We start from the raw sequence: 24,763 nt of genomic DNA on the forward strand, positions 1-24,763 counted from the left end.
CGCCCCCTCCGCCCGTCACGCCCGTCAGAAGAGGGCCGTCCCCCGTTCGAAGTCCAGCAGGCGCTGCTTGCGCTCCACGCCGCCGCCGTATCCGGTGAGGCTGCCGTCGGAGCCGACCACGCGGTGACAGGGGACGATGATGCCGACGGGGTTCCTGCCATTGGCCAGGCCGACCGCGCGGGATGCCTGGGGGTTGCCCAGAGCGCCGGCGAGATCGCCGTACGAGCGGGTGTCGCCGTAGGGGATCCGCGCGAGCTGTTCCCAGACCAGACGCTGGAACGGGGTTCCGTGCAGCCTGAGTTCGAGGGTGAACTCCTTCAACTCGCCCGCGAAATACGCGTCCAACTGCTCCTCCGGCTCGGCGAAGAGCGTGTCGTCGCGTACGCCGAAGCTCTCCTCCGGCGGGCGGTGGCGCTGCTCGGTCATGTAGAGGCCGCACAGGACACCGTCGTCGGCGACGAGGGTGAGGGGACCGTAGGGACTGTCGACGACGGTGTGCCGCTTCTGCTCGTTGATCCGCTTCTCCATGTGCTTCCGCGGGTGCTTCATGGGAGGTCCTTGAGAGGTGTGTCCGCCCGGAACGGGCTCAGACGGGAAGGAAGTTGATGGGGTGGCTGTCCGTCGCCCACAGATACTGGACCGCGTACGCCCGCCACGGCCGCCAGGCCGCCGCACGGGCCGTGAGGGCCGCCGGGGTGGACGGAAGGCCCTGCTCCTGGGCCGCGCGCCGGATGCCGAGGTCGCCGGGGAGGAAGGCGTCCGGGTCCCCGAGGGCCCGCATGGCGATGACCTCGACGGTCCAGGGCCCGAAGCCGGGGAGGGCGAGAAGGCGGGCACGGGTCTGCGACCAGTCGCTGTCGACGCCCAAGTGCAGCTCGTTGTGCGCGAGTTGCCGTACCAGGGTGGTGAAGGTGGTCCGGCGGGTGCGGGGCATCGCGAGGGTCTCGGGGTCGACGGTCGCCAGCGCCTCGGGGGACGGGAAGAGATGGGTGAGACCACCCTCGGGGTCGTCGACCGGTTCGCCGTGCGCGATGACCAGCCGGGCCGCGTGCGTCCGGGCCGCGGCCGTGGACACCTGCTGACCGAGCACCGCCCGTACGGCGAACTCGGCCTCGTCGACGGTACGCGGCACCCGGCGCCCCGGCGCCTTGTCCACCAGCGGCGCGAGCACGGGGTCGGTACGCAGCTGCTCGTCGACGGCGACCGGGTCGGCGTCCAGGTCGAGCAGGCGGCGGCAGCGGCTGATGGCGACGGGCAGGTCACGCAGATCGCCGAGGGTGAGCCGGCAGGCGATGTGGTCGGGCTCAGGTGTGAGGCCCACGATGCCGTGGCCGTACGGCAGACGGAGGGTGCGCCGGTACGCGCCGTCGCGCCACTCCTCCACCCCGGGTACGGCGGTCGCGGCGAGGTGACCGAAGAGGTTGTCGGGGTTGAGCGGGGCCCGGAACGGCAGCCGGAGGCTCAACACCCCTGACGCACCGGGGGAGTCGGAACGCTGCCGGGCCGACCGGGTGGCCCGCTCGCGCAGTTCGCTCGGCGACTGCGCGAAGACCTCCCGCACGGTGTCGTTGAACGTCCGGATCGACGCGAACCCGGCGGCGAACGCGATCTCCGCCATCGGCAGCGCGGTCGTCTCGATCAGCAGCCGCGCGGTCTGCGCCCGCTGCGCACGGGCGAGCGCCAGGGGCCCCGCGCCCAACTCGGCCAGCAGCTGTCGCTCGATCTGCCGGGAGCTGTAGCCGAGTCGCCGCGCCAGCCCCGGCACGCCCTCCCGGTCCACCACGCCGTCCCCCACCAGCCGCATCGCCCGCGCCACGAGGTCCGCCCGCTGGTCCCACTCGGGCGACCCGGGACTCGTGTCCGGCCGACACCGCTTGCACGCCCGGAACCCGGCCTGCTGACACGCCGCCGCACTGGGATAGAACGTCATGTTCTCCGCCTTCGGCGGTACGACCGGGCAACTGGGCCGACAGTAGATCCGCGTGGTCACCACGGCCGTGAAGAACCATCCGTCGAACCGCGCGTCCTTCGACCGCACGGCCCGCACACACCGCTCCGTATCCGTGTACATCCCGTTCCGCATGACTCAAGCATCGGGGAGGGAGGGGGCGGAGGGCTGGCGAGAATACGACATCGAGGCAGGCCCGACCTGGTGACCGCCGAGACCCACAGGGGTGCGGGGAACTGCGCGACCAACCTCAACCGACCCACAGCCGCCTCACCACAGGCCCCCCTCCCCCTCAGGCGCGCGCAGCCTGCCGCCAGGCGGACTCTCGCAGCAACCGCAGCCCGTTGAGCCCCACCACCACCGTGGACCCCTCGTGCCCGGCCACCCCGAGGGGCAACGGCAGATGCCCCACCAGATCCCACACCACGAGTACGGCGATGCAGACCCCCGCGATCACCAGGTTCTGCACCACCAGCCGCCGAGCCGCCCGCGACAACCGCACCACCGCCGCGATCGTTCCCAGCTCGTCCCGCACCACCACCGCGTCCGCGGTCTCCAGCGCGAGATCGGACCCGGCCCGCCCCATCGCCACACCGGAGTGCGCGGCGGCGAGCGCGGGCGCGTCATTGACCCCGTCCCCGACGAACAGCACCTTGCGGCCCCCGCCCTGCAGCTCCCGTACGGCCGTCACCTTGCCCTCCGGCAACAGCCCGGCCCTGACGTCGGCGATCCCGGTGTCCGCCGCCACCCGGGCGGCGGCACGCGCGTTGTCCCCGGTCAGCAGGACCGCGGACGCCCCGGTCACGGCGGCGAGCGCCGCCACCGCGGCGGGCGCGTCGTGCCGCAGACGGTCGGCCAGGGTGAGCGTCCCGACGGCACCCCCGTCCCGCGTGACGACGACCGTCGTCCCCGCGAAGTCCCCACCGTCACCGATCCCACCGTCACCGATTCCCGCGTCGTCGATCCCACCGTCACCGATTCCCGCGTCGTCGATCCCGCCTCCGGAGGCGCCGCCTCCGCTCTCCCCCGGCCGCCCCACAGTCACCACACGCCCCTCGACGGTCGCCCGAACTCCCCGCCCGGGCGTGGCCACGAAGTCCTCGGCGGCGGCCACCCTCAGCCCCCTGGCCCCGGCGGCGGCCACCACCGCACGGGCCAGCGGATGCTCACTGGGATGCTCGGCGGCCGCGGCCAGCGCCAGCAGCCCGTCCTCGTCGAGCCCGGACCCCCGCAGCGGCCGTACGGCCGTGACCTCGGGCGTCCCCTCCGTGAGCGTGCCGGTCTTGTCGAGGGCGGCGACATCGATCTCGCCCAGCCGCTCCATGGCGACGGCGGACTTGACCAGCACACCGTGGCGGCCGGCGTTGGCGATGGCGGAGAGCAGCGGCGGCATGGTGGCGAGGACGACCGCGCAGGGGGAGGCCACGATCATGAAGGTCATGGCGCGGAGCAGCGCGGCCGTGAGGTCCTCGCCGAAGGCCAGCGGGATTCCGAAGACGGCGAGGGTGGCGACGACGACGCCGACGGCGTACCGCTGTTCGACCTTCTCGATGAACAGCTGGGTGGGCGCCTTGGTGCGGGAGGCCTCCTCGACCAGGCTCACGATGCGGGCGATCACGGAGTCGGCCGGGTCCCGTGCGACGCGGACGCGCAGCACGCCCGTGCCGTTGAGGGTGCCCGCGAAGACCTCGTCGCCCGGGAGCTTGGTGACGGGCAGCGGCTCGCCGGTGATGGTGGCCTGGTCGGCCTCGCTCTCCCCCTCCAGGACCTGCCCGTCGGCGCCGATGCGCTCGCCGGGACGGACCAGCACCACGTCGCCCACGGCGAGTCGCTCGGCGGGCACGGTCTCCTCGGTGGAGCCGTCCGCCGACAGCCGGGTGGCCGTGGTGGGCGCGAGATCGAGGAGCCCCCGTACCGAGTCGGCGGTGCGGGCGGTGGCCAGGGCCTCCAGGGCACCGGAGGTGGCGAAGATGACGATCAGCAGGCCGCCGTCGAGGACCTGGCCGATCGCGGCCGCGCCCAGCGCCGCGACGATCATCAGCAGGTCGACGTCGAGGCTCTTCTCGCGCAGGGCCCGCAGCCCTTCGAGCGCGGGTTCCCAGCCGCCGGCCACGTACGCGATCGCGTAGAGCGGGCCGTACAGCCAGGCGGAGGCGCCGGCGAGGTCCAGCGGGAAGGCGAGCAGGAAGGCGACGGTCGACGCCAGCGCCCAGCGGGCCTCGGGCAGGGCGAGGATCCGGGTACGGCGGCGGGGGGTCGGCGGCGCGGACGTACGGCGGGCCGGTGACGGGGCGAGGGTGGCAGACACGCGGCCCACCATACAGGAACACATGAAGACTCGTTCATGCCTTCATGTGCGATGGGTAAGATATGCGCCATGGGTCATGGAGCCGTCACCTCAGCGCAGGACGCCACCCCTCGCGTGCGCCTGGACGCGGCCAACGTCGCCAAGGTGGCCACCACCCTCCAGGCCCTCTCCACCCCGTCCCGCCTGCTGATCCTGGCCCGACTGCGCGAAGGCCCGCTCCCGGCGACCGAGTTGGCCGCCGAGGTCGGGATGGAACAGTCCGCCTGCTCCCACCAGCTGCGTCTGCTGCGCAACCTCGGCCTGGTCGTGGGCGAGCGGCGGGGCCGTTCGGTGGTGTACGCGCTGCACGACCACCATGTCGCCGAGCTGCTGGACCAGGCCGTCTACCACGTCGAGCACCTGAAGCTGGGGCTCAGCGACGCACCGGACGGGGACTGAGGGCGGTCACGTCGCGGGAAGCGCCGGCGGTGTCGCGGGCGTCAGGCCGCCGAGGACACCACCGAGCAGGCCGGTGACCAGGCCGAGGACCGGCTACAGGAGACCGGTGACGACTCCGAGGACCGGCGCGAGCAGACCGGTCACCGCGCCCAGTACGGCGCCCAGGTCGAGCGAGGTCAGCGCCTTGAGAAGGGCGTCGACCGCGGCCTGGAGCGTGGCCGGCAGATCCGCGACCGGGTCGGCCGCCGCGGCGGCGCTGTCGGTGGTGGCCGGGGCCGCTGCCTTCAGCTTCTGCAACCGCTGCTGCACGGTGGTGTTGGCCGCCCGGAGCGCCGCGGCATGCCGGGCCGCCTGGGCCGCGTCGAGCTGGTCGGCGTCCAGCTTGGCGATGGTGGTCAACTCGTCCAGCAGCGGGGCGAGTACGTCGCTCTGATCCATGCGGTCGAGCAGATCCAGCTGGCCGAGCAGCACGTCCGCGTCGGTATCGACGTCCGTGCCCGTGTCCGTGTCCGCGTCCGCGTCGAGGTCCGCCAACAGCCCGTCCATGTCGAGGTCGAGCCGTGCGAGGAGCGCGTCCACTTCGGTGAGCTCCTGGTCGACGAGGGCGTCCGCGTCGGCCTCCTCCTTCGCAGGAGCGCGTCGATCTCCGCGTCCAACGCGTCGAAGAGCGCGTCCAGATCAGGTTCGGGGACCGCGGCGATCCCCATCGACGTGCGGTCCGAGGCGGTGCGGCCCGCGTCGACGGCCGCGGTGGCGGTGCCGACCGGTCCGAAGACCACTGCTCCGCAGACCAGGGGTGACAGGAGGAGACCACGGGAGACGAGGGCGCGCATGCACGTTCCTTCGAAGCTGCTGTCCTTTGCGCTCACCGTGGGAGGAGACAGGGCCCGCCGCAACCGATCATGGAGCCGGGCAAGGGCCTGTCCATCAGCCGCACCGACGACGTTGACCAGGCAGTTTCGCCGGCTGGGCAGCCCTGTACGACTCCGTTCGACACGCTCCGGCCGTCCGTCCGTCAGGGCGCGCGCAGGCGGCGCGCGCCGGGGCGCTTCCGGGGGTCCGCACGACCGTCATGCCTCGCCCGGAGACCCGTGAACCGTCATCCCGCCTGTTCGGCGAACGCCGCGTACGCCTCGTCGTCGAACAGGACGAACCGGACCTCCTCGACCGACGTCTCCGTTGCGCGGACGGTCTGCACGGCGATGCGGGCGGCGTCCTCCATCGGCCAGCCGTAGACGCCGGCGGACACGGCGGGGAAGGCGACCGTGCGGGCTCCCAACTCGTCGGCGACGCGCAGGGATTCGCGGTAGCAGGAGACGAGGAGGGCGGAGCGGTCGAGGCTCTGGCTGTGGACCGGGCCGACGGTGTGGATCACCCAGCGCGCGTCCAGCTCGCCCGCCGACGTGGCGACGGCCTGGCCGGTCGGGAGGCCTTTGCCGTAGTAAGAGGCGCGGAGCTTGCGGCAGTCGGCCAGGATGGCGGGGCCGCCACGCCGGTGGATCGCGCCGTCCACTCCTCCCCCGCCGAGGAGGGAGGAGTTCGCGGCGTTGACGATGGCGTCGACGGACTGCTGGGTGATGTCGCCCCGGACGAGGGTGATGGTGGTCATGCCGCCTCTATATCAGCCGACGGGACGAGCGAGCCTCCCAATATGGCGGGCCGCCGACGGGCCCCCGCACGGGCCAGGGACCGGCATATGCCCTGGTGCGGTCCGTGGCCGAAGGCCGGATGGCCGGTGGTGTCGCGGCGGACGTCCGGTGCGCCGGGGCCGGCAAAGGCGGACGGGTCGCGGTGGGCGACCTGGACCGACACGATCACGCCCTCGCCCTCGTCGGCACGGATACGGACGCCCGCGACCGCCACCTCCGCAACCCGCACGTCCGCACATGCGCACGTCCTCGCGACCTCGCGACCTCGCGTCTTCCGTGGCGATCCGCCGCAGCCCTCAGTGCGCGACGGCCCGATGGCTCGGCAGTTCCTCCACGGCGCCGGGCCACATGCCGGGGTCCACTCGTCCGGAGGAGGATCGGCCGTCAGGCGGATCGCCCTTCGTCGTTCAGTCCCGCGAGCCCCAGCAGCAGGGACTTGATCTCGGTGGCGGCGTACGCCTCACGGGTGAGCTCGCTGCTGGAGCACAGCAGCACGGGCCCGTCGTCGGGGTCGGCGGGGAGGCGCCCGTGGCTGCCGCTGACACCGGCGGGGTTCAGCGGCACCGTGCTGATGCGGTAGCGCAGGCCCAGCTTCTTGCGGGCGACCTGGCCGATCGCGCGGAGCTTCACCGCGGGTACGGTCTCGTCGTACAGCAGCTCGGCGGGGTCGTAGCCGGGTTTGCGGTGGATCTCGACCTGGCGGGCGAAGTCGGGGGCGCGTTCGTCGTCGAGCCAGTAGTAGTAGGTGAACCAGGCGTCGGGGTCGGCGATCGCGACCAGTTCGCCGGAGCGTTCGTGGTCCAGGCCGTGGGCCGCCTTGCCCTCGGCGTCCAACACCTGGTCCACGCCGTCGAGTTCGGCGAGGATCTTGGCGACCTCCGCCGTGTCGGCCGGGTCCCGTACGTAGACGTGGGCGATCTGGTGGTCGGCGACGGCGAAGGCCCGTGAGGTCCAGGGGTCGAGGTACTCCATGCCGTCCTGGGTGTGCACCTGGAGCAGGCCGGACCGGCGCAGGGCCCGGTTGATGTCCACGGGTCGGGAGACGGGGGTGATGCCGTACTCGCTGAGTGCGACCACCGTGGCGCCCTCGCCGAGGAAGTGGTCGATCAAGGGGCGCAGGGCGTCGTCGAGTCGGCGGGCCTCCTGGACCGTGGCGGGTGAGTCGGGGCCGGAGCGCTGGGGCTCGTAGTCGAGTTGGGGGATGTAGACGAGGGTGAGGTCCGGGTCGTGCTCGTCGAAGACCTGGCGGGCGGCGCCGAGGATCCACTGGGTGGAGGGCATGCCGGCGTTGGGGCCCCAAAAGGTGAACAGGGGGAAGGGGCCCAGCCGGTCGGTGAGTTCGTCGTGCAGGGTCGGCGGCCAGGTGTAGCAGTCGGGTTCCTTGCGGCCGTCGGAGTAGTAGATCGGCCGGGGGGTGACGGTGAGGTCGACGTCCGCGCCCATCGCGTACCACCAGCAGATGTTGGCGACCTTGTAGTCGGGGTCGGATCTGCGGGCGGTCTCCCAGATCTTCTCGCCGCCGACGAGCGCGTTGTGCTGGCGCCACAGCAGCACCTCGCCGAGGTCCCGGAAGTACCAGCCGTTGCCCACCGCCCCGTGCCCGGCGGGCGGTTCGCCGGTGAGGAACGTGGACTGCACCGCGCAGGTCACGGCGGGCAGTACGGGGTCGAGCCGGGCCCGGAAGCCGCGCTCACCGAGGGCGGCCACGGCGGGCATGTGCTTGAGCAGCTTGGGCGTGAGGCCGACGATGTCGAGGACGACGAGCCGGTTGGGTCGGGTACTCATCGGTTCTCCCTGCGGCTGGTGCGAGTGCTCATCGGTGGCCCCCGGGCGAGGCGGCGCCGGTCGTCGCTGGTGGCCCTGTACGGCCGGTTCGGATACTCACTGCTGGTCCTCCTTGAGGCCCAGGCCGGTCAACCGGTCGCGGGCCCAGGCGAGTTCGGCGGCGATGCCGCCGGGCAGGTCGGTGGGCGGTTCGGGGAGGACGGACCAGGTGTAGGTCTCGACCTCGATGTGGTCGCAGTCGGCCGAGGCACCGCCGAGCAGTCCGGCCAGGACCCGGCTCAGCTGGTCGGCGGTGGTGCGCAGCGGCGGTTCGGGGTCGGCGTGCAGCGGGGCGTGGAAGTGGACGCGCCAGGGCCCGGTGTCTGTGGGCAGGCCCCCGTCCAGCGCGTCCGGCAGATCGTCGACGCCCCGCACCTCCGGGGCCTCCTGCTCCACCGCCGTACGCGTCTGGTGCAGGAAGCGCGGCTCCGCGAGGCGCCGCAGGGCCGCGCGGGCGGCGGGGTCGGCCGGGTCGGTGGCCTCGACCGCGCAGGACGCCTGGAGCTTGACGACGGGCAGCCCGGCGTCCGCGAGGCGCCGCAGGGCAGCGCCCGGCTCCTCGAACTGTACGGCGAGGTGGCAGGCGTCGAGGCAGACTCCGAGCCGCTCGGGGTCGAGGCCGCGCAGTTCCCGTACGGCCTGGGCGGTGGTCTCCACGACGCAGCCGGGCTCCGGTTCGAAGCCGACCCGGATACGGCGGCCGGCGTCCGACTCGATTCCGGCGAGCCCGGCGGTGAGCCGGTCCAGGGCGCGGCGGGCGGTGTCGGCGCGGTCCGGCGGCCAGGGCGTGCGCCAGGCCAGCGGCAGTGTGGAGACGCTGCCGCGCTCGGCGTCGTCCGGGAGGAGCTCGGCGAGCACGCGGGCGCAGTCGAGGGTGTGCCGCAGTCGGGCCTCGTCCGCCCAGTCGGGAAGATAGACGTCCTTCTTGACCACCTCACGGTGGAACCCGGCGTACGGGAAGGCGTTGAGGGTGACGGTCTCCAGGCCGCGCACGGTGAGTTCGTCCTTGAGGCGCTTCGACTCACCCGGTTCGGCCACCAGTTGGGCCACCACGTCACGGGCGAGCCAGAGCCCGATGCCCAGCCGGTCGACGCCGAGGCGCTCGCGCACCGGTTCCGCGTGGTCGGCGAGTTGGGCGAGGACGCCGTCGAGGTCCTCCGCCTGGTGGACGTTGCTGCAGTAGCCGAGGTGGACGGCGGTGCCGTCCGGGTGCCGGAATCGCATGACCGAGAGCCCTCATTCCCCGCCGCGCCGGATGGAGTTGCCCTGGAAGCTCGACTCCTCGTCCGGCTTGGGCTCGTCGAGGTCCAGTCTGCCGCTCTGCCCGTAGAAGGCGACGGGGTTGCGCCACAGCACCCGGTCCACGGCGTCGTCGTCGAACCCGGTCGCGAGCATGGCGTCGGCGGTCTTCCGGGTCTTGAGCGGGTCCGAACTGCCCCAGTCGGCGGCCGAGTTGACGAGTACGCGGTCGGTGCCGTGCTCCTGGAGGATGGCCACCATGCGGTCCTCGCTCATCTTGGTCCTCGGGTAGATCGAGAACCCGGCCCAGCAGCCGCTGTCGAGGACCGTGCCGACGGTCAGTTCGTTGAGGTGGTCGAGGACGACGAGTTCGGGGGCGATGCCCGACTCCCGTACGACGTCCAGGGTCCGGCGGGTACCGGCGGCCTTGTCGCGGTGCGGGGTGTGCACGAGGGCGGGCAGTTCATGCTCGATGGCGAACTGCAGCTGGAGCGCGAGCGCCTCGTCCTCCTCCGGCGTCATGGAGTCGTAGCCGATCTCGCCGACGGCGACGACCCGGTCCTTGGCGAGGTAGCGGGGCAGCTCGTCCAGCACGGGCCGGCAGCGCGGGTCGTTGGCCTCCTTGGGGTTGAGCGCGATCGTGCAGAAGTGCTGGATGCCGAACTGGGCGGCCCGGTAGGGCTCCCAGCCGAGCAGCGCGTCGAAGTAGTCGTAGAAGCTCTCGGGCGAGGTGCGGGGCTGGCCCAGCCAGAAGGCCGGCTCGACGACGGCACGCACCCCCGCCGCGTACATCGCCTCGTAGTCGTCGGTGGTGCGGGAGGTCATGTGGATGTGGGGGTCGAAGATGCGCACGGGCAGGCCTTTTCCTCGGGTTGTTCGGTGAGCGATGCCGACGGGACGCGACGGCGGTGTCCTACGGGAAGACGGCGTTCTTGGCAGAGGCCTCGGAGGTGACGCTCTGCGCGGCGGCTCCGGGGGCGGTGCTCTGGGCCGTGGCCAGGGAGGCGGTGGGTCGCTGGAGCGCCCGCAGGGCGCGCTCGGCGGCCTCGCGGCGGTTGGGCGCGGCGGCCCGCGTCTCGGCGGTGAGCCTGTCGGTGAGCCCGCCGGCGGCGGGGAAAGCGCGGACGACGGGCCAGATGTCCGCCGGTACACCCCGTCCGGCGGCGACCCGTTCGTGCGCGAAGTCGGCGAGCATACGGGCGAGTTCGGCGTCGGCACGGGCGGCGAGACCGGCTGTCCGGTCCAGCGGGATCTCGTGGAAGACGCACTTCAGCACGGCCTGCCGGTACTCGGCGTCCGGAAGGCGGCCGGCCCCGTACGGCCCGAGGGCGGCCTCCATGAGGCTGCTGTCGTTGCCGCGCAGGGCTTCGCGGACGAGCGGCAGGGCGAGGTCGCCGAGGGGTTCCCGGGCGGGGTCGCCGTCCTGGAGGCCGGCGAACAGATGCAGGGCCCGTAGGACGGCCCGCTGTTCGGCCGGGTCGCCGTGGCGGAAGAGGCCCGCGAGTTCGTCGGCGAGCGGCTGTCCGCCCAGCGGCAGCGCGACGAGCAGGACGGCGCGGGCCGCCTCGTCGACGGTCAAGTGCGTGTCCAGCCGCGCGCGGCCACAGCGTCTTCGGGCGGCGGGGAACAGGGTCCGGATCGCGGCGGGCCGGTCGGTGACGCGGGCCACGGCCTCGTCGAGCCAGGCACGGGCCGTCGCGTCCAGCGTGTGGTGGGTGAGGAGGGTGCGGGGATCGGGCGGTTCGGCCGACTCTGAGAGCGGCATCCCTGTGGAGAGCATGACGGAACAACCTCTGGGGGGGGTGGAGAACGTGACGGAACGGGGGCCGTCGTATCGGGTCAGGCCGTCGCCGCGCGGAGGAAGTCCAGCGAGCGACGGGCCACTTCGGGGGCGTCGAGGGAACCGCCCTGGATCTCCACGGAGACCAGTCCGCGGTGACCGAGGTCCTGGAGGGCGGCGAGCACAGGTGGGAAGTCGATCTCGCCTGTGCCGAGTTCGAGGTGCTGGTGGACGCCCCGCCGCATGTCCTCGATCTGCACGTTCATCAGGCGCGGGGCGGCGAGGCGGACGCACTCCAGAACCGTCCGGTCCTCCACACAGTGCGCGTGGCCCACGTCGAGGGTGATCCCGAACAGCTCGTGTCCGCCGACCATCCCGGCGAGTTCCAGGCACCGTTCCACGGTGTCGACGAACATGTACGGCTCCGGCTCGAAGGCCAGCGAGACACCGTGCTCCGCCGCCGTCTCCAGGACGGTCTCGACGCCCGCCGCGAGCCGCTTCCACGCGTCCCGCTCCGGCAGGCCGTCGTCCGGCGCGGGGCCGCTGCACAGATGGACGGTGGGCGAGCCGAGGTCGGCGGCGATGTGTACGGCCCGCCGCAACAGGTCGATCCTGCGCTCGGCCCCGTCCGCCATGAGTGTCGGGTGGTGCTTGCCCCAGGCGTCGAGGAGGTAGGGGGCGCCGGTCTCGACCGTCACGTCGAGTCCGTGGCGCGCCAGGTCCCGGGCGACCGCGTCCACCCGCCGGGGCAGGTCGTCCGCGTACGGGTCGAGGTGGCCGTGGTCGAGGGTGAGCGCGACGCCGTCGTAGCCGAGGTCGGCGAGGACCGCGAGGACGTCGCCGAGCCGGTGGTTGGTGAAGCCGTTGGTGCCGTAGCCGAATCTGAGGGGTGTGGGGGGCGGGGTCATCCCGGCTTTCCTCCTGCGGAGGTCTGTTCTGGTTCAGGTGGGGGATATGCGCCGGGCGAGTCGCCGCGCGAGGGGGTGTACGACGCCCAGGGCGGCCGCCGCGGCCGTGGCTCCGCTCCGTGCGGTCAGCGCCGCCTGCAGGGGCATCAGCCCGAGGATCCCGGCCCCGACGGCCCGCCGTACGTTCTCGCCCGACGGTTCCCGTACGGCACGGGCCTGCGCCGTTCCGTAGCTGCCGAGGTAGGCGAGGGCCCCGGCGGCGACCACGACGGCCCGTGCCGCGGCCGAGGGCGACACACGGGCGGTCACGGCCCGGCCCCGCGTCCCGGTCGACCCGGCGGTCGTGCCGGACCGCGCGGCGGTGGTCCCGTCGCGCTCCGCCAGACGCCCGGCGCGCCAGGCGACGGCTGTGCGGACGGCCGGGAGTGCGGCGGCGAGGGCGGTGGTCGTGGAGGCGGCGAGGGTCGCGGCCGGCAGCCGGGCGGGGGCGCCCGAGATCTCGTGGCGGCTGAGCACGGTCAGCGTGTAGGTGTGGGCGCCGACCAGCGCGGCGGGGACGGCGCCGCGCAGCAGGGCGGTACCGGTTCGGGTCGTACGGTCCGGGCCGCGCCCGGCGGCCAGGGCGCCCGCGAGGACGTCCAGGGCCCGCGCGGAGGCCATGGCGGCCGGGCCCGCCGGGGTCGACTTGAGCTTCAGGTCGTACGCCCAGACAGCGCCGGCCAGTGGAAGCGCTCCCAACAGGCTCCGGCGGCCCCCGGCGGCCGCGGCGAGCGCGAGGCCCCCGGCGGTCAGGGCGCCCGCGACGGCGAGGGCGGTACGGCGCGGGACACGGCCCGACGGGACGGGGCGCCCGGGGCGCTCGACCGCGTCGATCGTGGCGTCGGCGTAGTCGTTGAGGGCCATGCCGGCCCAGTAGAGGCAGACGGACGACCCCATCACGCCGAACGTCCGCGCACCCAGCGGGTGCCCGGCGGCGGCGGCGCCGGCGAGGACGTCGCCCGGGACGCTCAACGCGGCCGGTGCGCGCACGAGTTGTGCGAGGTCGGCGAGGCTCACGGCAGGCCGCGAGCCGGAGCCCGGTACCGCTCTCCGATCTTCCATGGCGGCAAACTTACCCATATGACTTGAACATTCACATGGAGAACCTGTGAAGACCTTTTCGGTCCGTGGACGTCGCACTGCGCGCCGGCGACCTCTCGCCGATGGCGTCTCAGGGTTCCTGACGCAGCCTCCGCCAGACCGCCTTGGCCGCGTTGTGTCCCGACATGCCGTGCACACCGGGGCCCGGCGGGGTCGCCGAGGAGCAGATGAAGACGGCCGGGTGCGGGGTGCTGTACGGGTGGAGCGAGAGCTTGGGGCGGAGCAGCAGTTGCAGTCCGGAGGCGGCGCCGCAGGCGATGTCGCCGCCCACGTAGTTCGCGTTGTGCGCGGCGAGCTCGGGCGGGCCCGCGGTGGCACGGGCCAGGACGCGGTCGCGGAACCCCGGGGCGAAACGCTCCAGTTGCCGCTCGACGGGGTCCGTCAGATCGCCCGTCCAGCCGTTCGGGACATGGCCGTACGCCCAGAAGACGTGCTTGCCCTCGGGCGCCCGGCTCGGATCGGCCAGGCTGGGCTGCACGGTGATCAGGAACGGCGCGTCGGGCGCCCGGCCGTGCCGGGAGGCCGCGTCGAGCGCCGCGCCGATCTCGGCCTTGCTCGCCCCGACCTGAACGGTCCCGGCCCTGCGCGCCTCCTCGGCGGTCCACGGCACGGGGCCGTCCAGCGCGTAGTCGAGCTTGAAGACGCTCGCGCCGTAGCGGTAGGGCTGGTAGTAGCTGCCCAAGCCCGCGATCCGGGCCAGCGCGGTGGGTGAGGTGTCGAAGACGTACGCGCGCGCGGGCGGCAGGTCGTCCAGGCGCTTGACCTCGTAGTCGGTGTGGACGGTGCCGCCGAGATCCTTCAGATACGCGGTGAGCGCGTCGGAGATGGCCTGCGAGCCGCCCCGGGCGACGGGCCAGCCCGCGGCGTGTGCGGCCAGCGCGAAGACCAGGCCGACGGCGCCGGTGGCGATTCCGCCGAGCGGGGCGATGACATGGGCGACGAGCCCGGCGAACAGGGCCTTGGCCCGTTCGTCCTTGAAGCGGCGCATCAGCCACGTCGACGGCGGCAGCCCCACCAGGCCGAAACGGGCGAGGGTGACCGGGTCGCGGGGCAGCGAGGACAGCGGCAGCGACATGAAGTCCCGGGCGAGCGTGTCCCACTTGGGCAGGAACGGCTCGACCAGCCTGCGGTACGCGCCCGCGTCACGGGGCCCGAACGAGGCGGCCGTCTCCCCCACCGAGCGCGACAGCACGGCGGCCGAGCCGTCGGGGAAGGGGTGCGCCATGGGCAGCTCCGCGTGCAGCCACTCCAGGCCGTAGCGGTGGAGCGGCATCGCCTTGAACGCGGGCGAGTTGACGCCGAGCGGGTGCGCGGCGGCGCAGGGGTCGTGGCGGAAACCGGGCAGGGTGAGCTCCGCGGTGCGGGAGCCCCCTCCCACGGTGGGCTTCTCCTCGAACACGGCCACGGAGAACCCGCGGCGGGCCAGCTCCACGGCAGCCGTCAGGCCGTTCGGCCCCGCCCCCACCACCACCGCGTCGAGCATCGACGGCACGTCCGGACCCCTTCGTCAGCCGATGGTCGTGCTCCGCCGACGGAATCCCCGCCCGCGGACAGACCTGCGCTCAGGATATGCCCGGCCACCGACAGGCCCGGGCAAGGGTGGGTCCCGTCGGCGGACGCGCCGGTTCCGCTTCAAGGATGGGCCCCCGCCGGCGGCCCCGCTTCGCCGCGTTCCGCTTCACCGCTCGGCCACGACCACGACCACGACCACCGGGAGGGAGGCACCCCGGTCGCCCGAGCCGACCGGACAAAGCTCCCCGGGCCACAGCCCCCGACCGTCGACTACCCCAGCCCCCGGCCCTCGGGTCAGGCTCCGCCCGACAGCAGCCCCGCCACCCGGCGGGCCGTGGCCGCGTCCCGGGCCGTGGTGAACGGGAGTGCGTTGCCGCCGGTTATCCGGAAGGGTTCGCCGGCCAGGGTGAGGTGGGCGCCGCCCGCCTCTTCGACGAGAAGGAGGCCGGCCGCGTGGTCCCAGGCGGCCTCCCAGGAGAACGCGGTCGCGTCCAACCGGCCCTCGGCGATGGCGAGATACTCCAGCCCGGCCGAACCGCAGGCCCGCGGGGCCACGCCGTCCGTCCAGAGGCCGAGCAGGGCCCGCTTCTGCTCCTCCGTGGTGTAGTCCGGGTGGGAGGTGGCGATATCGAGGTCCCGGCCGGGGTCGGGCGAGCCGGCGCGCAGGGGCTCGCCGTCGACGGTGGCACCCCGGCCTCGTATCGCCACGGCGAGCCGGTCGAGGGCGGGTGCGTAGGTCCAGGAGGCGCGCAGGACTCCGCCCTGGGCGAGGGCGACGAGGGTGCAGAAGCCCGGTTCGCCGTTCACGAACTGGCGGGTGCCGTCCACCGGGTCGACGATCCAGACCGGCGCGTCGCCCTGGATCGCCTCGTACGACGCGGGATCGGCGTGCACCGCCTCCTCGCCGACCACGACCGAGCCGGGCAGCAGCGCGGAGAGCGCCTCCGTCAGATACAGCTCGGCCTTGCGGTCGGCGTCGGTCACCAGGTCGTGCGGGCCGTTCTTCTGGTCGACCTCGTGCGCGGCGAGCTGCCGGAAGCGCGGCATGATCTCCGCGGCGGCTGCCTTGCGGATCGCTTCCTCGACGTCCGAGGCATGCCGGGCGAGAAACTCGTCGATGGTTTCGTGGTCTTCGATCATGTCTCCATGACAGCACGCGGCACTGACAATCCCCACCCGTTCGGTGTATTCGGTATGGAATCGCCGTGAATACCCGGTGCGGGCCGTCGTCCACCGCGAGCCGAGGACCGGCCTCGGAACTCGTCCGGCGCCCCGGTCTCAGCGCCCGACCGCGTACCCCTGCATCCCGCGCGGATTCGCCGCCGCCGACAGCACCCCGCTCGCCGGGTCCCGTGCGACCGCGCACAGTCTGCCCTCCGACCAGGCCTCGCCGACGACGACGTCGTGGCCGCGACGGCGCAGCTCGGCAACCGTCTCCGGGGGCGTCCGGGACTCGACGGTGACGCTGCCGGGCCGCATGCCGCGCGGGTAGAAGGAGCCGGGGAAGCTGTCGTTGTGCCAGTTCGGGGCGTCGATGGCGCCCTGGAGGTCGAGTCCGCCGCGGACCGGCGGGCGGAGGGCGACCGCGAGGAAGAAGTGCAGCTGCCACTGGTCCTGTTGGTCACCGCCGGGTGTGCCGAAGGCCATGACCGGGACTCCGTCGCGCAGGGCCAGCGACGGGGTGAGCGTGGTGCGCGGCCGACGGCCGGGGGTGAGGGAGTTGGGCAGTCCCTCGTCCAGCCAGGCCATCTGCAGCCGGGTGCCGAGCGGGAAGCCCAGCTCGGGCACCACCGGGTTGGACTGCAGCCAGCCGCCGCTGGGCGTGGCGGCGACCATGTTGCCCCAGCGGTCGACGATGTCGAGGTGGCAGGTGTCGCCCCTGGTGCTTCCGTCCGCCGCGACCTCGGGCTCCCCCGGCACGGGTGACCGAGGACTTGTGGCGACGGTGGGCTCACCGACTCCCCCGAGCCCCTTCGCGACCGTGGGCTCACCGGCCCCCATGAGGCCGGGGCCCGCCTCGTCGGTGGGGACCACGCGCGCGTGCGCGCTCAGTCGCGGGGTACGGCCGCCCGGACCGCCGGGCAGCAGCTCGTACGACGCCGTGTCGCCGACGAGCGCGCGCCGCGCGGCGTTGTACTCGTCGGACAGCAACGCGTCGAGCGGTACCGGCGCCGCGTCCCCGTACCAGGCCTCACGGTCCGCCATGGCGAGCTTGCAGCCCTCGATGAGCAGGTGCACATAGTCGGCGGACCCGTACGCGGGCAGTTCGGGCGGCAGCAGGGCGAGTTGCTGGAGGAGCACCGGGCCCTGGCTCCAGGGGCCGGCCTTGCACAGGGTCCAGCCGTTCCAGTCGTACCTCGCCGGGGCCTCGTAGGACGCGGACCAGGCGGCGAGGTCGGCCAGGGTGAGCGTCCCGGTGTGCCGGTCGCCGCTGGTGTCCAGGGTGGGCCGCCCGGCCTGCCGGACGAGGGCCTCGGCGATGAAGCCGGAGCGCCACACCTCGCGCGCCGCCTCGATACGGGCCTCCCGGTCGCCCGCCCCCTCGACCTCGGCGAGCAGCCTTCGCCAGGTCGCGGCCAGGGCCGGGTTGCGGAACAGCTCGCCGGGACGGGGCGCCCGCCCGCCCGGCAGGTACACCCGCGCCGACGACAGCCACTCCTTCTCGAAGAGGACCCGCACGGACTCGACCGTCGCCCCCACGTTCTCCACGGGCGCGTGGCCGTCCTCCGCGTACCCGATGGCGTACTTCAGGACGTCGGCCAGGTCCTTGGTGCCGTGGTCGCGCAGGAGGAGCATCCACGCGTCGAACGCGCCCGGCACGGCGGCGGCCAGCGGCCCCGTGCCGGGTACCAGCTCCAGACCGAGCCCCCGGTAGTGCTCGGCGGTCGCCCCGGCCGGCGCGACGCCCTGTCCGCACAGCACCCGGACCTCGCCGTCCGCGGGCGCGAGCACGATGGGCACCTCGCCGGCGGGCCCGTTGAGGTGGGGTTCCACGACGTGCAGGACGAAGCCCGCCGCCACGGCCGCGTCGAACGCGTTGCCGCCGTCCTCCAGGACCGCCATCGCCGACTGGGAGGCGAGCCAGTGCGTGGAGGCCACCATGCCGAAGGTCCCCTGGAGCGTCGGTCGGGTGGTGAACACGGGCGGGCTCCTCACTGCGCGACGGACGTCCGATGATCGTACGCAGTCCCCGGAAGGCCCTCTCAGGAGCGACGACGCCCCGGCGGTGCCCTCAGGAACGCCGCCCCACCGTCAGCACATGCCCGCTCGCCCCCAGCAGCGACGGCTCCGACTCGATCCGCCGGGTCGCGGCCAGCACCGCCTCCCGGCGTTCCGGGTCGTCGAGCCACTCCTCCACCCCGCCCATCAGCCAGGCGACACCCTCGACGCCGTACTGCCCCTCGTGTGCGAGCCCGGCCTCGGTGAACTCGCCGGGTACCTCGGCCGGGTCGGCGAAGTAGGCGGTGGTGAAGTGTGGGTCCGCCGACGAGTACCCGTGCCGGCCATCGACCGAAACGGCGTCAATGCGTTCACGGCGCTCCGGGATGAAGTAGTTCCCTTGCAGGAGGGTGTCGTTGAGCCCCGCGAACCGGTTGATCGTGGCCGCGACCACCACACCACCCGGGCGAACGGCCCGGTGGGCCTCGGCCAACGCCCTTACCCGGTCCGGGCGTTCGGGCAGATGATAGAGCGGCCCGAGGAAGAGCACGACGTCGTACGCGGCGTCCTCGGCGGGCAGCGCGCGGGCGTCCCCGAGCCGGGCGGTGACCCCGGGCAGCCGTCCGGACCGCTCCACGTGCATCGGCACGGGATCGACGACCTCGACCTCGTGGCCGTCCTCCGCCAGCCACTCGGCGTGGATGCCCGTGCCCCCGCCGACATCGAGCACCCGAGCAGGAGCCTCCGGCAGCAGCCGCCGCAGCACGTCCTGCGTCCGCCAGAACTCCAGCCGCCCGGTGCCCTGTCTGAGGCGCGCGTCCTCCTTCCCCTGCTCGTAGTAGGCGAGGATCTCCTCGCGCAGGGACGGGAGTCGGGGCTCGGTGGCGTACGGTGACCGCTTCATGCACCCAGGGTGCTGATCGCCCCGATGGCTCCGCAACTGGTTAAGACCCCTCCCCGGTGACCTGCGCCCACGCCGTCGTGGCGAGGCGGCCCGTGTTGCCGAGGTCGATGCCGCCCTCGGGGGTGATCACTTCGGCGGGCCTGTCCGACAGCGGGGCTATGCGCAGGTACAGGGCGTTGACGGCGGGTATGTCCGCCTCGGTGACCGTGTTGCGCCAGACCAGTTCGGTCCTGGCGGACTCGCCGGGCTTCAGGGTGACGACGTGCGGGCCGAAGTCCGGCACGCCGGTGGTGATGTGCCGCGTACCCTGCAGGACGCGTACGTCGGCGTAGGGCTCGCCGTCCTCGTCGAGCACCTCGATCGCCGGGTAGCCGTTGACGGTGTACAGCACCGTGCCGCAGTTCGTGAGGGTCACACCCATCGCCCGCAGCCCCATCGCCGATTCCACGAGGCCGGGGACCATCCGCACCCCCGAGGGCGGGCAGGCCGCCGTCGCCTCGGGCCCGTCCGTGGCCGCCGGCGAGACCGGGGCCGAGGGCGCCGCACGGTCGGGGTCGCGCTCGCGGTCCAGTTCCTCCGAGAGTCCGCAGCCGCCGACGGCCAGGGTGAGTGCCGCCACAAGGATCGCGCGGGAGGCCCTACGGCCGCGTATCGGGATCATGGGCCGATCCTGACACGCACCCCGGCGGAAGCCGCGACTCCGCCGTCGACACGAAGGCCGCCGACCCGAGGGCGGCACCCGCGCCCTGGACCACGAACCGACGTGAACCACGACCGGACCCGAACCACGACCGGACCTTGAATCACGAGCCGAGCTGAACCACGATGCCCTGTCGCCACGTATACATGGAAAGAGTCCGGACTTTCGTCCCACAGATAGTCGTGTGACACTGACGTACCCCACCGCCCGGCGGTACCGCCGCCTCGACCCCGAGAAGTGCGCCGTGCGTGATCTCCCTCTGCCGCTCGCCCTCACCGCGCGACTGCTGCCGGTCGCCGTACTCGCCACCGCGGGCTGGGCGTTGTCGTCCGGTCCGCTGTCCGCGAGCCCGGCCGGGGAGGACTCCACCCGGGACACCGCGTCGAAGCCCGTCTCGACCTCCGAGTCCGCGCCGTCGACATCGGCCGCGTCCAAGACGTACGCGAAGGCACCGTCACCCTGCTCCGGCGTCTCGACAAAAATGGTCAAATCCCTTGTTCCGGGCGCGAAGACGGCCGGCAAGGAGATCGCGTCGACCAACGAGTCCGTGCGCCGCACCTGTTCATGGAACGCGCTCAACGGCTTCGACTACCGCTGGCTCGACGTCTCGTACGAGATCCAGCAATCGGACGACAAGGCTGAAAGCGCCTACAAGACACGCACCACGGACAAGAGTGGCGGCGGCGCCGTACCCGGCCTCGGTGACGAGGCCTACTCGGTGGTGAATCTCACCACCGAGGACAAGCAGCAGACCCGCGAGGGCGTGGTGTACGTCCGCATGTCCAACGCCCTGGTGGTCGTCACCTACAACGGCAGCGACTTCGAGTCCCAGAAGGCGCCCGGCACGGACGAGATCAACAAGGGCGCCATCAAGGCCGCGAAAGAGGCGGCGGCCGTGCTGAAGGACGCCCGGTAAGGGTGGGTTCCTCCGGCACGGCCACCGCCGCCCACGGTCACGGCCGCCGTCAGACGGTCACCTGCTCCTTCTCCGTCCGGTCCTGCGCCTTCTTCCTCTCCCCGGCCATCAGCGCCACGTACAGCACGATCGCCGTGCCCAGGCCCACCGCCCAGCCGTAGTCGGCGAGCGGCTTGAGGAACGGGATCATGCCGTCGTGCGGGAACGGTCCCGAGGACACGCCGGCCTCGGAGACGGTCGAGTACGAGCCACCGACCGCGAGGACACCGCCCACCACGAAGGCCACTATGGCCCGCCAGTTCCAGCCGTTCACGTACCAGTAGCGCCCGCCGGGCGTGTACAGGTCCGCGAGGTGCAGGACGGTACGGCGGATGATCCAGTAGTCGGCGATAAGGATGCCCGCGACCGTGCCGAGCAGACCGCCGACCACGCCGAGCCAGGTGAAGATGTAGAACTCGGGCGTGGAGATCAGCTTCCACGGGAAGATCAGGATGCCGAGCACACCCGTGATGAGCGCGCCCGTACGGAAGTTGATGAGCTTCGGCGCGAGGTTCGCCAGGTCGTACGCCGGTGAGACCACGTTCGCCGCGATGTTCACGGAGATGGTCGCGACCAGCACGATGATCAGCGCGAAGAGCAGACCGAAGGCGTTGTCGGCCTTGGCCGCCAGCGCGACCGGGTCCCAGATGGCCTCGCCGTAGACGACCTCGGAGCCGGAGGTGACCAGCACGGCGAGGACGGCGAAGAGGGTCATCGTGGTCGGCAGGCCCAGGGACTGGCCCCAGGTCTGCGCCTTCTGACTGGCGCCGAAGCGGGTGAAGTCAGGGATGTTCAGGGACAGAGTCGCCCAGAAACCGATCATTCCCATCAGGGACGGGAAGAAGACCGGCCAGAAGTCGGGGCCCCAGCCGAGCTTGGACGGCTGGTCGAGCAGCGCGCCGAACCCGTCGGCCTTGACCGCGATCCAGATCAGCAGCACGAGCGCGCCGACGATCACGAAGGGCGCGGCCCAGTTCTCGAAGTGCCGCAGGAAGTCCATGCCGCGGTAGATGATCGCTATCTGCAGCGCCCAGAAGAGGATGAAGCAGAGCCACAGCGGCCAGGGGTTGCCCGCGATCTGCCCGGCCTTCTCCCACTCACCACCGGTGAGCTTGGAGCCGAGCGCGAATATGCCGGAGCCGCCGATCCACGTCTGGATGCCGAACCAGCCGCAGGCGACGGCCGCGCGGATCAGCGCCGGGATGTTGGCCCCGCGCAGTCCGAAGGAGGCGCGGGCGAGCACCGGGAAGGGGATGCCGTACTTGGGTCCGGCGTGCCCGGTGGCCAGCATCGGCAGCAGCACGATGATGTTGGCCAGGGCGATGGTGAAGACGGCCTGCTTCCAGTCCATACCGAGGGCGACCAGGCCGGAGGCCAGGGTCCAGCTGGGGATGCAGTGGGCCATGGAGATCCACAGCGCCGCGAAGTTGTACGTCGTCCACTTGCGCTCGGAGACGGGTACGGGGCGCAGGTCCTCATTGGCGAAGGGGCTGTCGGCGGGGAAGGCCTCGGGGGCCAGCTCGATCCGGCCGGACGAGTCGGCGGACTGGGCTATCGACGACCCCGTGGGGACTGTTTCGGTCATGGGCAGGCCAATCAGGGAGACGGGACGGGAGAGAAAGGCCGTGCGGAGGCCTTGGGCCCCTTCCCTCCGGGACGGCGGAGGGAAGGGAGACAAGGTGTGGGGGGGGGTCGGACAGTAACGCGGATGGTGCCGGGGGTGGGGCGGCTGGTTCCGGAGATGGAGCGGTCGGTTCCAGAAGTGGAGCGGTTGGTTCCGATTTATCGGGGTGGCCGGATTCTTGCAGTCGCCGACCTGTTCCGGAAGGGAAGGCCGGTTTCCGGAAGGGAAGCCCGGTCAGTCGTTGAGAGCCGGGATGACCGTCGAGCCGTACACGTCGATCACCCGCTCCTGCGCGTCGTGCATGTCGTAGACCGCGAACTGGTCGACGCCCAGTGCGCGCAGTGCGTTGAGCTTCTCGATGTGCGCCTCGGGGGTACCGATGACGCAGAACCGGTCGACGATCTCGTCCGGCACGAACTGGGTGTCGGGGTTGTCGGCACGCCCGTGGTGGGAGTAGTCGTACCCCTCACGTGCCTTGATGTAGTCCGTCAGCTCCTCCGGTACGGCCGCGGAGTGCTCACCGTACTTCGACACCAGGTCGGCGACGTGGTTGCCGACCATCCCGCCGAACCAGCGGCACTGCTCACGCGCGTGGGCCAGCGCCTCCGGCGAGTCGTCCTCGGTGACGTACGCGGGTGCCGCCACGCAGATCTTCACCTCGGACGGGTCGCGCCCGGCGGCCACGGCCGCGTCCTTGACCGCCTTGACCATGTACTCGGTGAGGTACAGGTCGGAGAGCTGGAGGATGAAGCCGTCGGCCTCCTCACCGGTCATCTTCAGGGCCTTGGGGCCGTACGCGGCCATCCAGACCGGGAGTTCGGCGTCATCCTTGATCCAGGGGAAGCTGATGACCGTGCCGCCGAGGTCGGCCTCTCCCCCGCTGCCCAGCGACCGGATCACCTTCATGGCCTCGCTGATACGGGCCAGGGTGTTGGGCTTGCGGCCCGCGACCCGCATCGCGGAGTCGCCGCGGCCGATGCCGCAGACCGTGCGGTTGCCGAACATGTCGTTGAGCGTGGCGAAGGTCGAGGCGGTGACCTCCCAGGTGCGGGTGCCCGGGTTGGTGACCATGGGGCCGACCGTCAGCTTCGTGGTCTGGGACAGGATCTGGCTGTAGATGACGAACGGCTCCTGCCAGAGCACGGCGGAGTCGAAGGTCCAGCCGTACGTGAAGCCGTTGTCCTCGGCGCGCTTCATCAGCTCGATGACACGCGAGGCCGGCGGGTCGGTCTGCAGGACGAGTCCGAAGTCCATGATGGGCGCCACTCCTAGTTGAGGTACTGACAGGTGGAGCGGGGGGTGTAGACGCCGTGCCCGGCGTGCCCCGTGTACTCCCGCTCGGTGATGACGAGTTCGCCGCGCGAGAGGACCGTCTCGACCCGGCCGGTGGTGCGCTTGCCCTCGTACGCCGAGTAGTCGACGTTCATGTGGTGTGTCTCGGCGGACATGACCTGCTCGGCGTGCGGGTCGTAGATGACGATGTCGGCGTCCGCGCCCGGCGCGATGGTGCCCTTCTTCGGGTACATGCCGAACATGCGGGCCGGGGTCGCGCAGGCGATCTCGATCCAGCGGCGGCGCGAGATGTGCCCGTCGACGACCGCCTGGTGCAGCAGGTCCATCCGGTTCTCGACGCCCGGCAGCCCGTTGGGGATCTTGGAGAAGTCGCCGCGTCCGAGTTCCTTCTGGCCGACGAAGCAGAAGGGGCAGTGGTCGGTGGAGACCACCTGGAGGTCGTTGGTCCTGAGGCCCTGCCAGAGCTTCGCCTGGTGCTCGCGCGGTCGCAAAGGCGTGCTGCACACATACTTGGAGCCCTCGAAATCCGGCTCCGCGAGGTTGTCCGTCGACAGGAACAGGTACTGCGGGCAGGTCTCCCCGAAGACGTTGAGCCCCTCGTCGCGCGCCCTGGCCAGCTCGGCGACCGCTTCCATCGCCGAGACGTGCACGACGTACAGGGGGGCGCCGGCGACCTGGGCCAGCTTGATGGCGCGGTGGGTGGCCTCGGCTTCGAGGAGGGCCTTGCGGACCTCGCCGTGGTACCTCGGGTCCGTCTCCCCGCGTGCCAGGGCCTGTTCGACCAGCACGTCGATCGCGATGCCGTTCTCCGCGTGCATCATGATCAGGCCGCCGTTCTCGGCGGAGCGCTGCATGGCGCGCAGGATCTGGCCGTCGTCGCTGTAGAAGACGCCCGGGTAGGCCATGAACTGCTTGAAGGAGGTGACGCCCTCCTGCACCAGCAGGTCCATCTCCTTCAGCGTGTCCTGGTTCACGTCCGACACGATCATGTGGAAGCCGTAGTCGATCGCGCAGTTGCCCTCCGCCTTGGCGTGCCAGGCGTCGAGGCCCTCGCGGAGGGCGTGGCCGACGCTCTGCACGGCGAAGTCGACGATCGTCGTCGTACCGCCCCAGGCCGCGGCCCGGGTGCCGGTCTCGAAGGTGTCGGAGGCGGAGGTGCCGCCGAAGGGGAGTTGCATGTGGGTGTGGGCGTCCACGCCGCCGGGGATCACGTACTTCCCGGTGGCGTCGATGGTGCGTTCGGCGGTCCAGGCCTCGGCGGCCGGGGTGCCGCTCGCCGCGAGGGCGGCGACTCGGCCGTCCTCGATCAGTACGTCGGCGTGGATCTCGTCGGACGCGGTGATGACGAGACCGCCGCGGATGAGGGTACGGCCGACCATGGG

Annotated in this window: 22 protein-coding genes; 2 read left to right on the forward strand and 20 right to left on the reverse strand. The window is 72.2% G+C overall.

All coding sequences use genetic code 11. The annotated features are described in order from the left end of the window. Window positions 1-24 precede the first annotated feature (24 nt). From OG622_RS10975 to OG622_RS10985, 3 genes are all read right to left on the reverse strand, one after another. Complete coding sequence (locus OG622_RS10975; protein ID WP_371575279.1) at window positions 25-549, reverse strand: methylated-DNA--[protein]-cysteine S-methyltransferase; 525 nt, start codon at window positions 547-549, stop codon at window positions 25-27. Window positions 550-586: 37 nt separating this feature from the next. Next, entirely contained in the window at window positions 587-2,083 is a 1,497-nt protein-coding gene (locus tag OG622_RS10980) for an AlkA N-terminal domain-containing protein (RefSeq protein ID WP_371575281.1), read from the reverse strand. 157 nt (window positions 2,084-2,240) lie between these two features. Then, window positions 2,241-4,268 carry a heavy metal translocating P-type ATPase gene (locus OG622_RS10985; RefSeq protein ID WP_371575283.1) on the reverse strand — a complete coding sequence of 676 codons (2,028 nt, stop codon included), beginning with the start codon at window positions 4,266-4,268 and terminating at the stop codon, window positions 2,241-2,243. A 57-nt stretch (window positions 4,269-4,325) separates the two neighbouring features. Here OG622_RS10985 and OG622_RS10990 point away from each other — a divergent pair, with 57 nt between their 5' ends. Continuing rightward, complete coding sequence (locus tag OG622_RS10990) at window positions 4,326-4,694, forward strand: ArsR/SmtB family transcription factor (protein ID WP_371575285.1); 369 nt, start codon at window positions 4,326-4,328, stop codon at window positions 4,692-4,694. 93 nt (window positions 4,695-4,787) lie between these two features. On the opposite strand, the gene OG622_RS10995 is transcribed toward OG622_RS10990, so the two are convergent. The 14 genes from OG622_RS10995 to OG622_RS11060 form a co-directional block, all read right to left on the reverse strand. Next, on the reverse strand, window positions 4,788-5,273 hold the full coding sequence (locus tag OG622_RS10995) for a hypothetical protein (RefSeq protein WP_371575287.1): 486 nt from the start codon (window positions 5,271-5,273) through the stop codon (window positions 4,788-4,790). A 520-nt stretch (window positions 5,274-5,793) separates the two neighbouring features. After that, window positions 5,794-6,303 (reverse strand): O-acetyl-ADP-ribose deacetylase, encoded by a 510-nt coding sequence (locus OG622_RS11000; RefSeq protein WP_371575289.1) that lies wholly within the window; start codon window positions 6,301-6,303, stop codon window positions 5,794-5,796. After that, window positions 6,300-6,572 carry a hypothetical protein gene (locus OG622_RS11005; RefSeq protein ID WP_371575291.1) on the reverse strand — a complete coding sequence of 91 codons (273 nt, stop codon included), beginning with the start codon at window positions 6,570-6,572 and terminating at the stop codon, window positions 6,300-6,302. The genes OG622_RS11000 and OG622_RS11005 overlap by 4 nt, the downstream gene beginning before the upstream one ends. A 155-nt stretch (window positions 6,573-6,727) precedes the next feature. Continuing rightward, window positions 6,728-8,128, reverse strand: coding sequence for an alkaline phosphatase family protein (locus tag OG622_RS11010; protein ID WP_371575292.1), 1,401 nt, complete (start codon window positions 8,126-8,128; stop codon window positions 6,728-6,730). Window positions 8,129-8,224: 96 nt separating this feature from the next. Then, window positions 8,225-9,391: a metabolite traffic protein EboE gene (gene eboE, locus OG622_RS11015; protein WP_371575294.1), complete on the reverse strand. Its 1,167-nt coding sequence runs from the start codon at window positions 9,389-9,391 to the stop codon at window positions 8,225-8,227. Between the two features lie 12 nt (window positions 9,392-9,403). Further along, a complete protein-coding gene (locus OG622_RS11020; RefSeq protein WP_371575296.1) occupies window positions 9,404-10,258 on the reverse strand; it encodes a TatD family hydrolase in 855 nt (284 codons plus the stop codon). Window positions 10,259-10,319: 61 nt separating this feature from the next. Further along, on the reverse strand, window positions 10,320-11,186 hold the full coding sequence (locus tag OG622_RS11025) for an EboA domain-containing protein (protein ID WP_371575298.1): 867 nt from the start codon (window positions 11,184-11,186) through the stop codon (window positions 10,320-10,322). Window positions 11,187-11,245: 59 nt separating this feature from the next. After that, entirely contained in the window at window positions 11,246-12,094 is an 849-nt protein-coding gene (locus OG622_RS11030) for a sugar phosphate isomerase/epimerase family protein (RefSeq protein ID WP_371575301.1), read from the reverse strand. 33 nt (window positions 12,095-12,127) lie between these two features. Then, window positions 12,128-13,195, reverse strand: a complete 1,068-nt coding sequence (locus tag OG622_RS11035; protein WP_371575303.1) for an SCO3242 family prenyltransferase — start codon at window positions 13,193-13,195, stop codon at window positions 12,128-12,130. Window positions 13,196-13,304: 109 nt separating this feature from the next. Then, on the reverse strand, window positions 13,305-14,717 hold the full coding sequence (locus OG622_RS11040) for a phytoene desaturase family protein (protein ID WP_371584063.1): 1,413 nt from the start codon (window positions 14,715-14,717) through the stop codon (window positions 13,305-13,307). Between the two features lie 323 nt (window positions 14,718-15,040). Continuing rightward, window positions 15,041-15,886 carry an inositol monophosphatase gene (locus OG622_RS11045; RefSeq protein ID WP_371575305.1) on the reverse strand — a complete coding sequence of 282 codons (846 nt, stop codon included), beginning with the start codon at window positions 15,884-15,886 and terminating at the stop codon, window positions 15,041-15,043. A gap of 138 nt (window positions 15,887-16,024) precedes the next feature. Then, window positions 16,025-17,887, reverse strand: coding sequence for a gamma-glutamyltransferase family protein (locus OG622_RS11050; protein ID WP_371575307.1), 1,863 nt, complete (start codon window positions 17,885-17,887; stop codon window positions 16,025-16,027). 91 nt (window positions 17,888-17,978) lie between these two features. Then, on the reverse strand, window positions 17,979-18,809 hold the full coding sequence (locus OG622_RS11055; protein ID WP_371575309.1) for a class I SAM-dependent methyltransferase: 831 nt from the start codon (window positions 18,807-18,809) through the stop codon (window positions 17,979-17,981). A gap of 40 nt (window positions 18,810-18,849) precedes the next feature. After that, the gene (locus OG622_RS11060) at window positions 18,850-19,470 is read right to left on the reverse strand and encodes a DUF4232 domain-containing protein (protein ID WP_371575311.1); all 621 of its coding nucleotides are present in this window, start codon (window positions 19,468-19,470) and stop codon (window positions 18,850-18,852) included. A 283-nt stretch (window positions 19,471-19,753) separates the two neighbouring features. Between OG622_RS11060 and OG622_RS11065 the strand changes: the two genes are divergently transcribed. Continuing rightward, window positions 19,754-20,425 (forward strand): hypothetical protein, encoded by a 672-nt coding sequence (locus tag OG622_RS11065; protein ID WP_371584064.1) that lies wholly within the window; start codon window positions 19,754-19,756, stop codon window positions 20,423-20,425. 49 nt (window positions 20,426-20,474) lie between these two features. Here OG622_RS11065 and OG622_RS11070 read toward each other — a convergent pair whose 3' ends face one another. The 3 genes from OG622_RS11070 to hydA all read right to left on the reverse strand — a co-directional run bounded on the left by OG622_RS11070 (window position 20,475) and on the right by hydA (window position 24,760). Next, a complete protein-coding gene (locus tag OG622_RS11070; RefSeq protein WP_371575313.1) occupies window positions 20,475-22,049 on the reverse strand; it encodes an NCS1 family nucleobase:cation symporter-1 in 1,575 nt (524 codons plus the stop codon). Window positions 22,050-22,322: 273 nt separating this feature from the next. Next, window positions 22,323-23,342, reverse strand: a complete 1,020-nt coding sequence (locus OG622_RS11075; RefSeq protein ID WP_371575315.1) for a TIGR03842 family LLM class F420-dependent oxidoreductase — start codon at window positions 23,340-23,342, stop codon at window positions 22,323-22,325. Between the two features lie 14 nt (window positions 23,343-23,356). Further along, on the reverse strand, window positions 23,357-24,760 hold the full coding sequence (hydA, locus tag OG622_RS11080; protein WP_371575317.1) for a dihydropyrimidinase: 1,404 nt from the start codon (window positions 24,758-24,760) through the stop codon (window positions 23,357-23,359). Window positions 24,761-24,763 lie beyond the last annotated feature (3 nt).

Origin of the sequence: Streptomyces sp. NBC_01314 (assembly GCF_041435215.1) — a bacterium.
In the GTDB taxonomy this organism is placed as follows: domain Bacteria; phylum Actinomycetota; class Actinomycetes; order Streptomycetales; family Streptomycetaceae; genus Streptomyces.

Excerpts from the sequence above, each read along its gene's own strand:
- OG622_RS11060 (WP_371575311.1), bottom strand. The coding sequence starts at position 19,470 with ATGATCCCGATACGCGGCCGTAGGGCCTCCCGCGCGATCCTTGTGGCG.
- OG622_RS11030 (WP_371575301.1), bottom strand. The coding sequence starts at position 12,094 with ATGACCCCGCCCCCCACACCCCTCAGATTCGGCTACGGCACCAACGGC.
- OG622_RS10975 (WP_371575279.1), bottom strand. The coding sequence starts at position 549 with ATGAAGCACCCGCGGAAGCACATGGAGAAGCGGATCAACGAGCAGAAG.
- OG622_RS11075 (WP_371575315.1), bottom strand. The coding sequence starts at position 23,342 with ATGGACTTCGGACTCGTCCTGCAGACCGACCCGCCGGCCTCGCGTGTC.
- OG622_RS10980 (WP_371575281.1), bottom strand. The coding sequence starts at position 2,083 with ATGCGGAACGGGATGTACACGGATACGGAGCGGTGTGTGCGGGCCGTG.
- hydA (WP_371575317.1), bottom strand. The coding sequence starts at position 24,760 with ATGGTCGGCCGTACCCTCATCCGCGGCGGTCTCGTCATCACCGCGTCC.
- OG622_RS11025 (WP_371575298.1), bottom strand. The coding sequence starts at position 11,186 with ATGCTCTCCACAGGGATGCCGCTCTCAGAGTCGGCCGAACCGCCCGAT.
- OG622_RS11055 (WP_371575309.1), bottom strand. The coding sequence starts at position 18,809 with ATGAAGCGGTCACCGTACGCCACCGAGCCCCGACTCCCGTCCCTGCGC.
- OG622_RS11000 (WP_371575289.1), bottom strand. The coding sequence starts at position 6,303 with ATGACCACCATCACCCTCGTCCGGGGCGACATCACCCAGCAGTCCGTC.
- OG622_RS11035 (WP_371575303.1), bottom strand. The coding sequence starts at position 13,195 with ATGGAAGATCGGAGAGCGGTACCGGGCTCCGGCTCGCGGCCTGCCGTG.
- OG622_RS11045 (WP_371575305.1), bottom strand. The coding sequence starts at position 15,886 with ATGATCGAAGACCACGAAACCATCGACGAGTTTCTCGCCCGGCATGCC.
- OG622_RS11040 (WP_371584063.1), bottom strand. The coding sequence starts at position 14,717 with ATGCTCGACGCGGTGGTGGTGGGGGCGGGGCCGAACGGCCTGACGGCT.
- OG622_RS10985 (WP_371575283.1), bottom strand. The coding sequence starts at position 4,268 with ATGGTGGGCCGCGTGTCTGCCACCCTCGCCCCGTCACCGGCCCGCCGT.
- OG622_RS10990 (WP_371575285.1), top strand. The coding sequence starts at position 4,326 with ATGGGTCATGGAGCCGTCACCTCAGCGCAGGACGCCACCCCTCGCGTG.
- OG622_RS11010 (WP_371575292.1), bottom strand. The coding sequence starts at position 8,128 with ATGAGTACCCGACCCAACCGGCTCGTCGTCCTCGACATCGTCGGCCTC.
- OG622_RS11070 (WP_371575313.1), bottom strand. The coding sequence starts at position 22,049 with ATGACCGAAACAGTCCCCACGGGGTCGTCGATAGCCCAGTCCGCCGAC.
- eboE (WP_371575294.1), bottom strand. The coding sequence starts at position 9,391 with ATGCGATTCCGGCACCCGGACGGCACCGCCGTCCACCTCGGCTACTGC.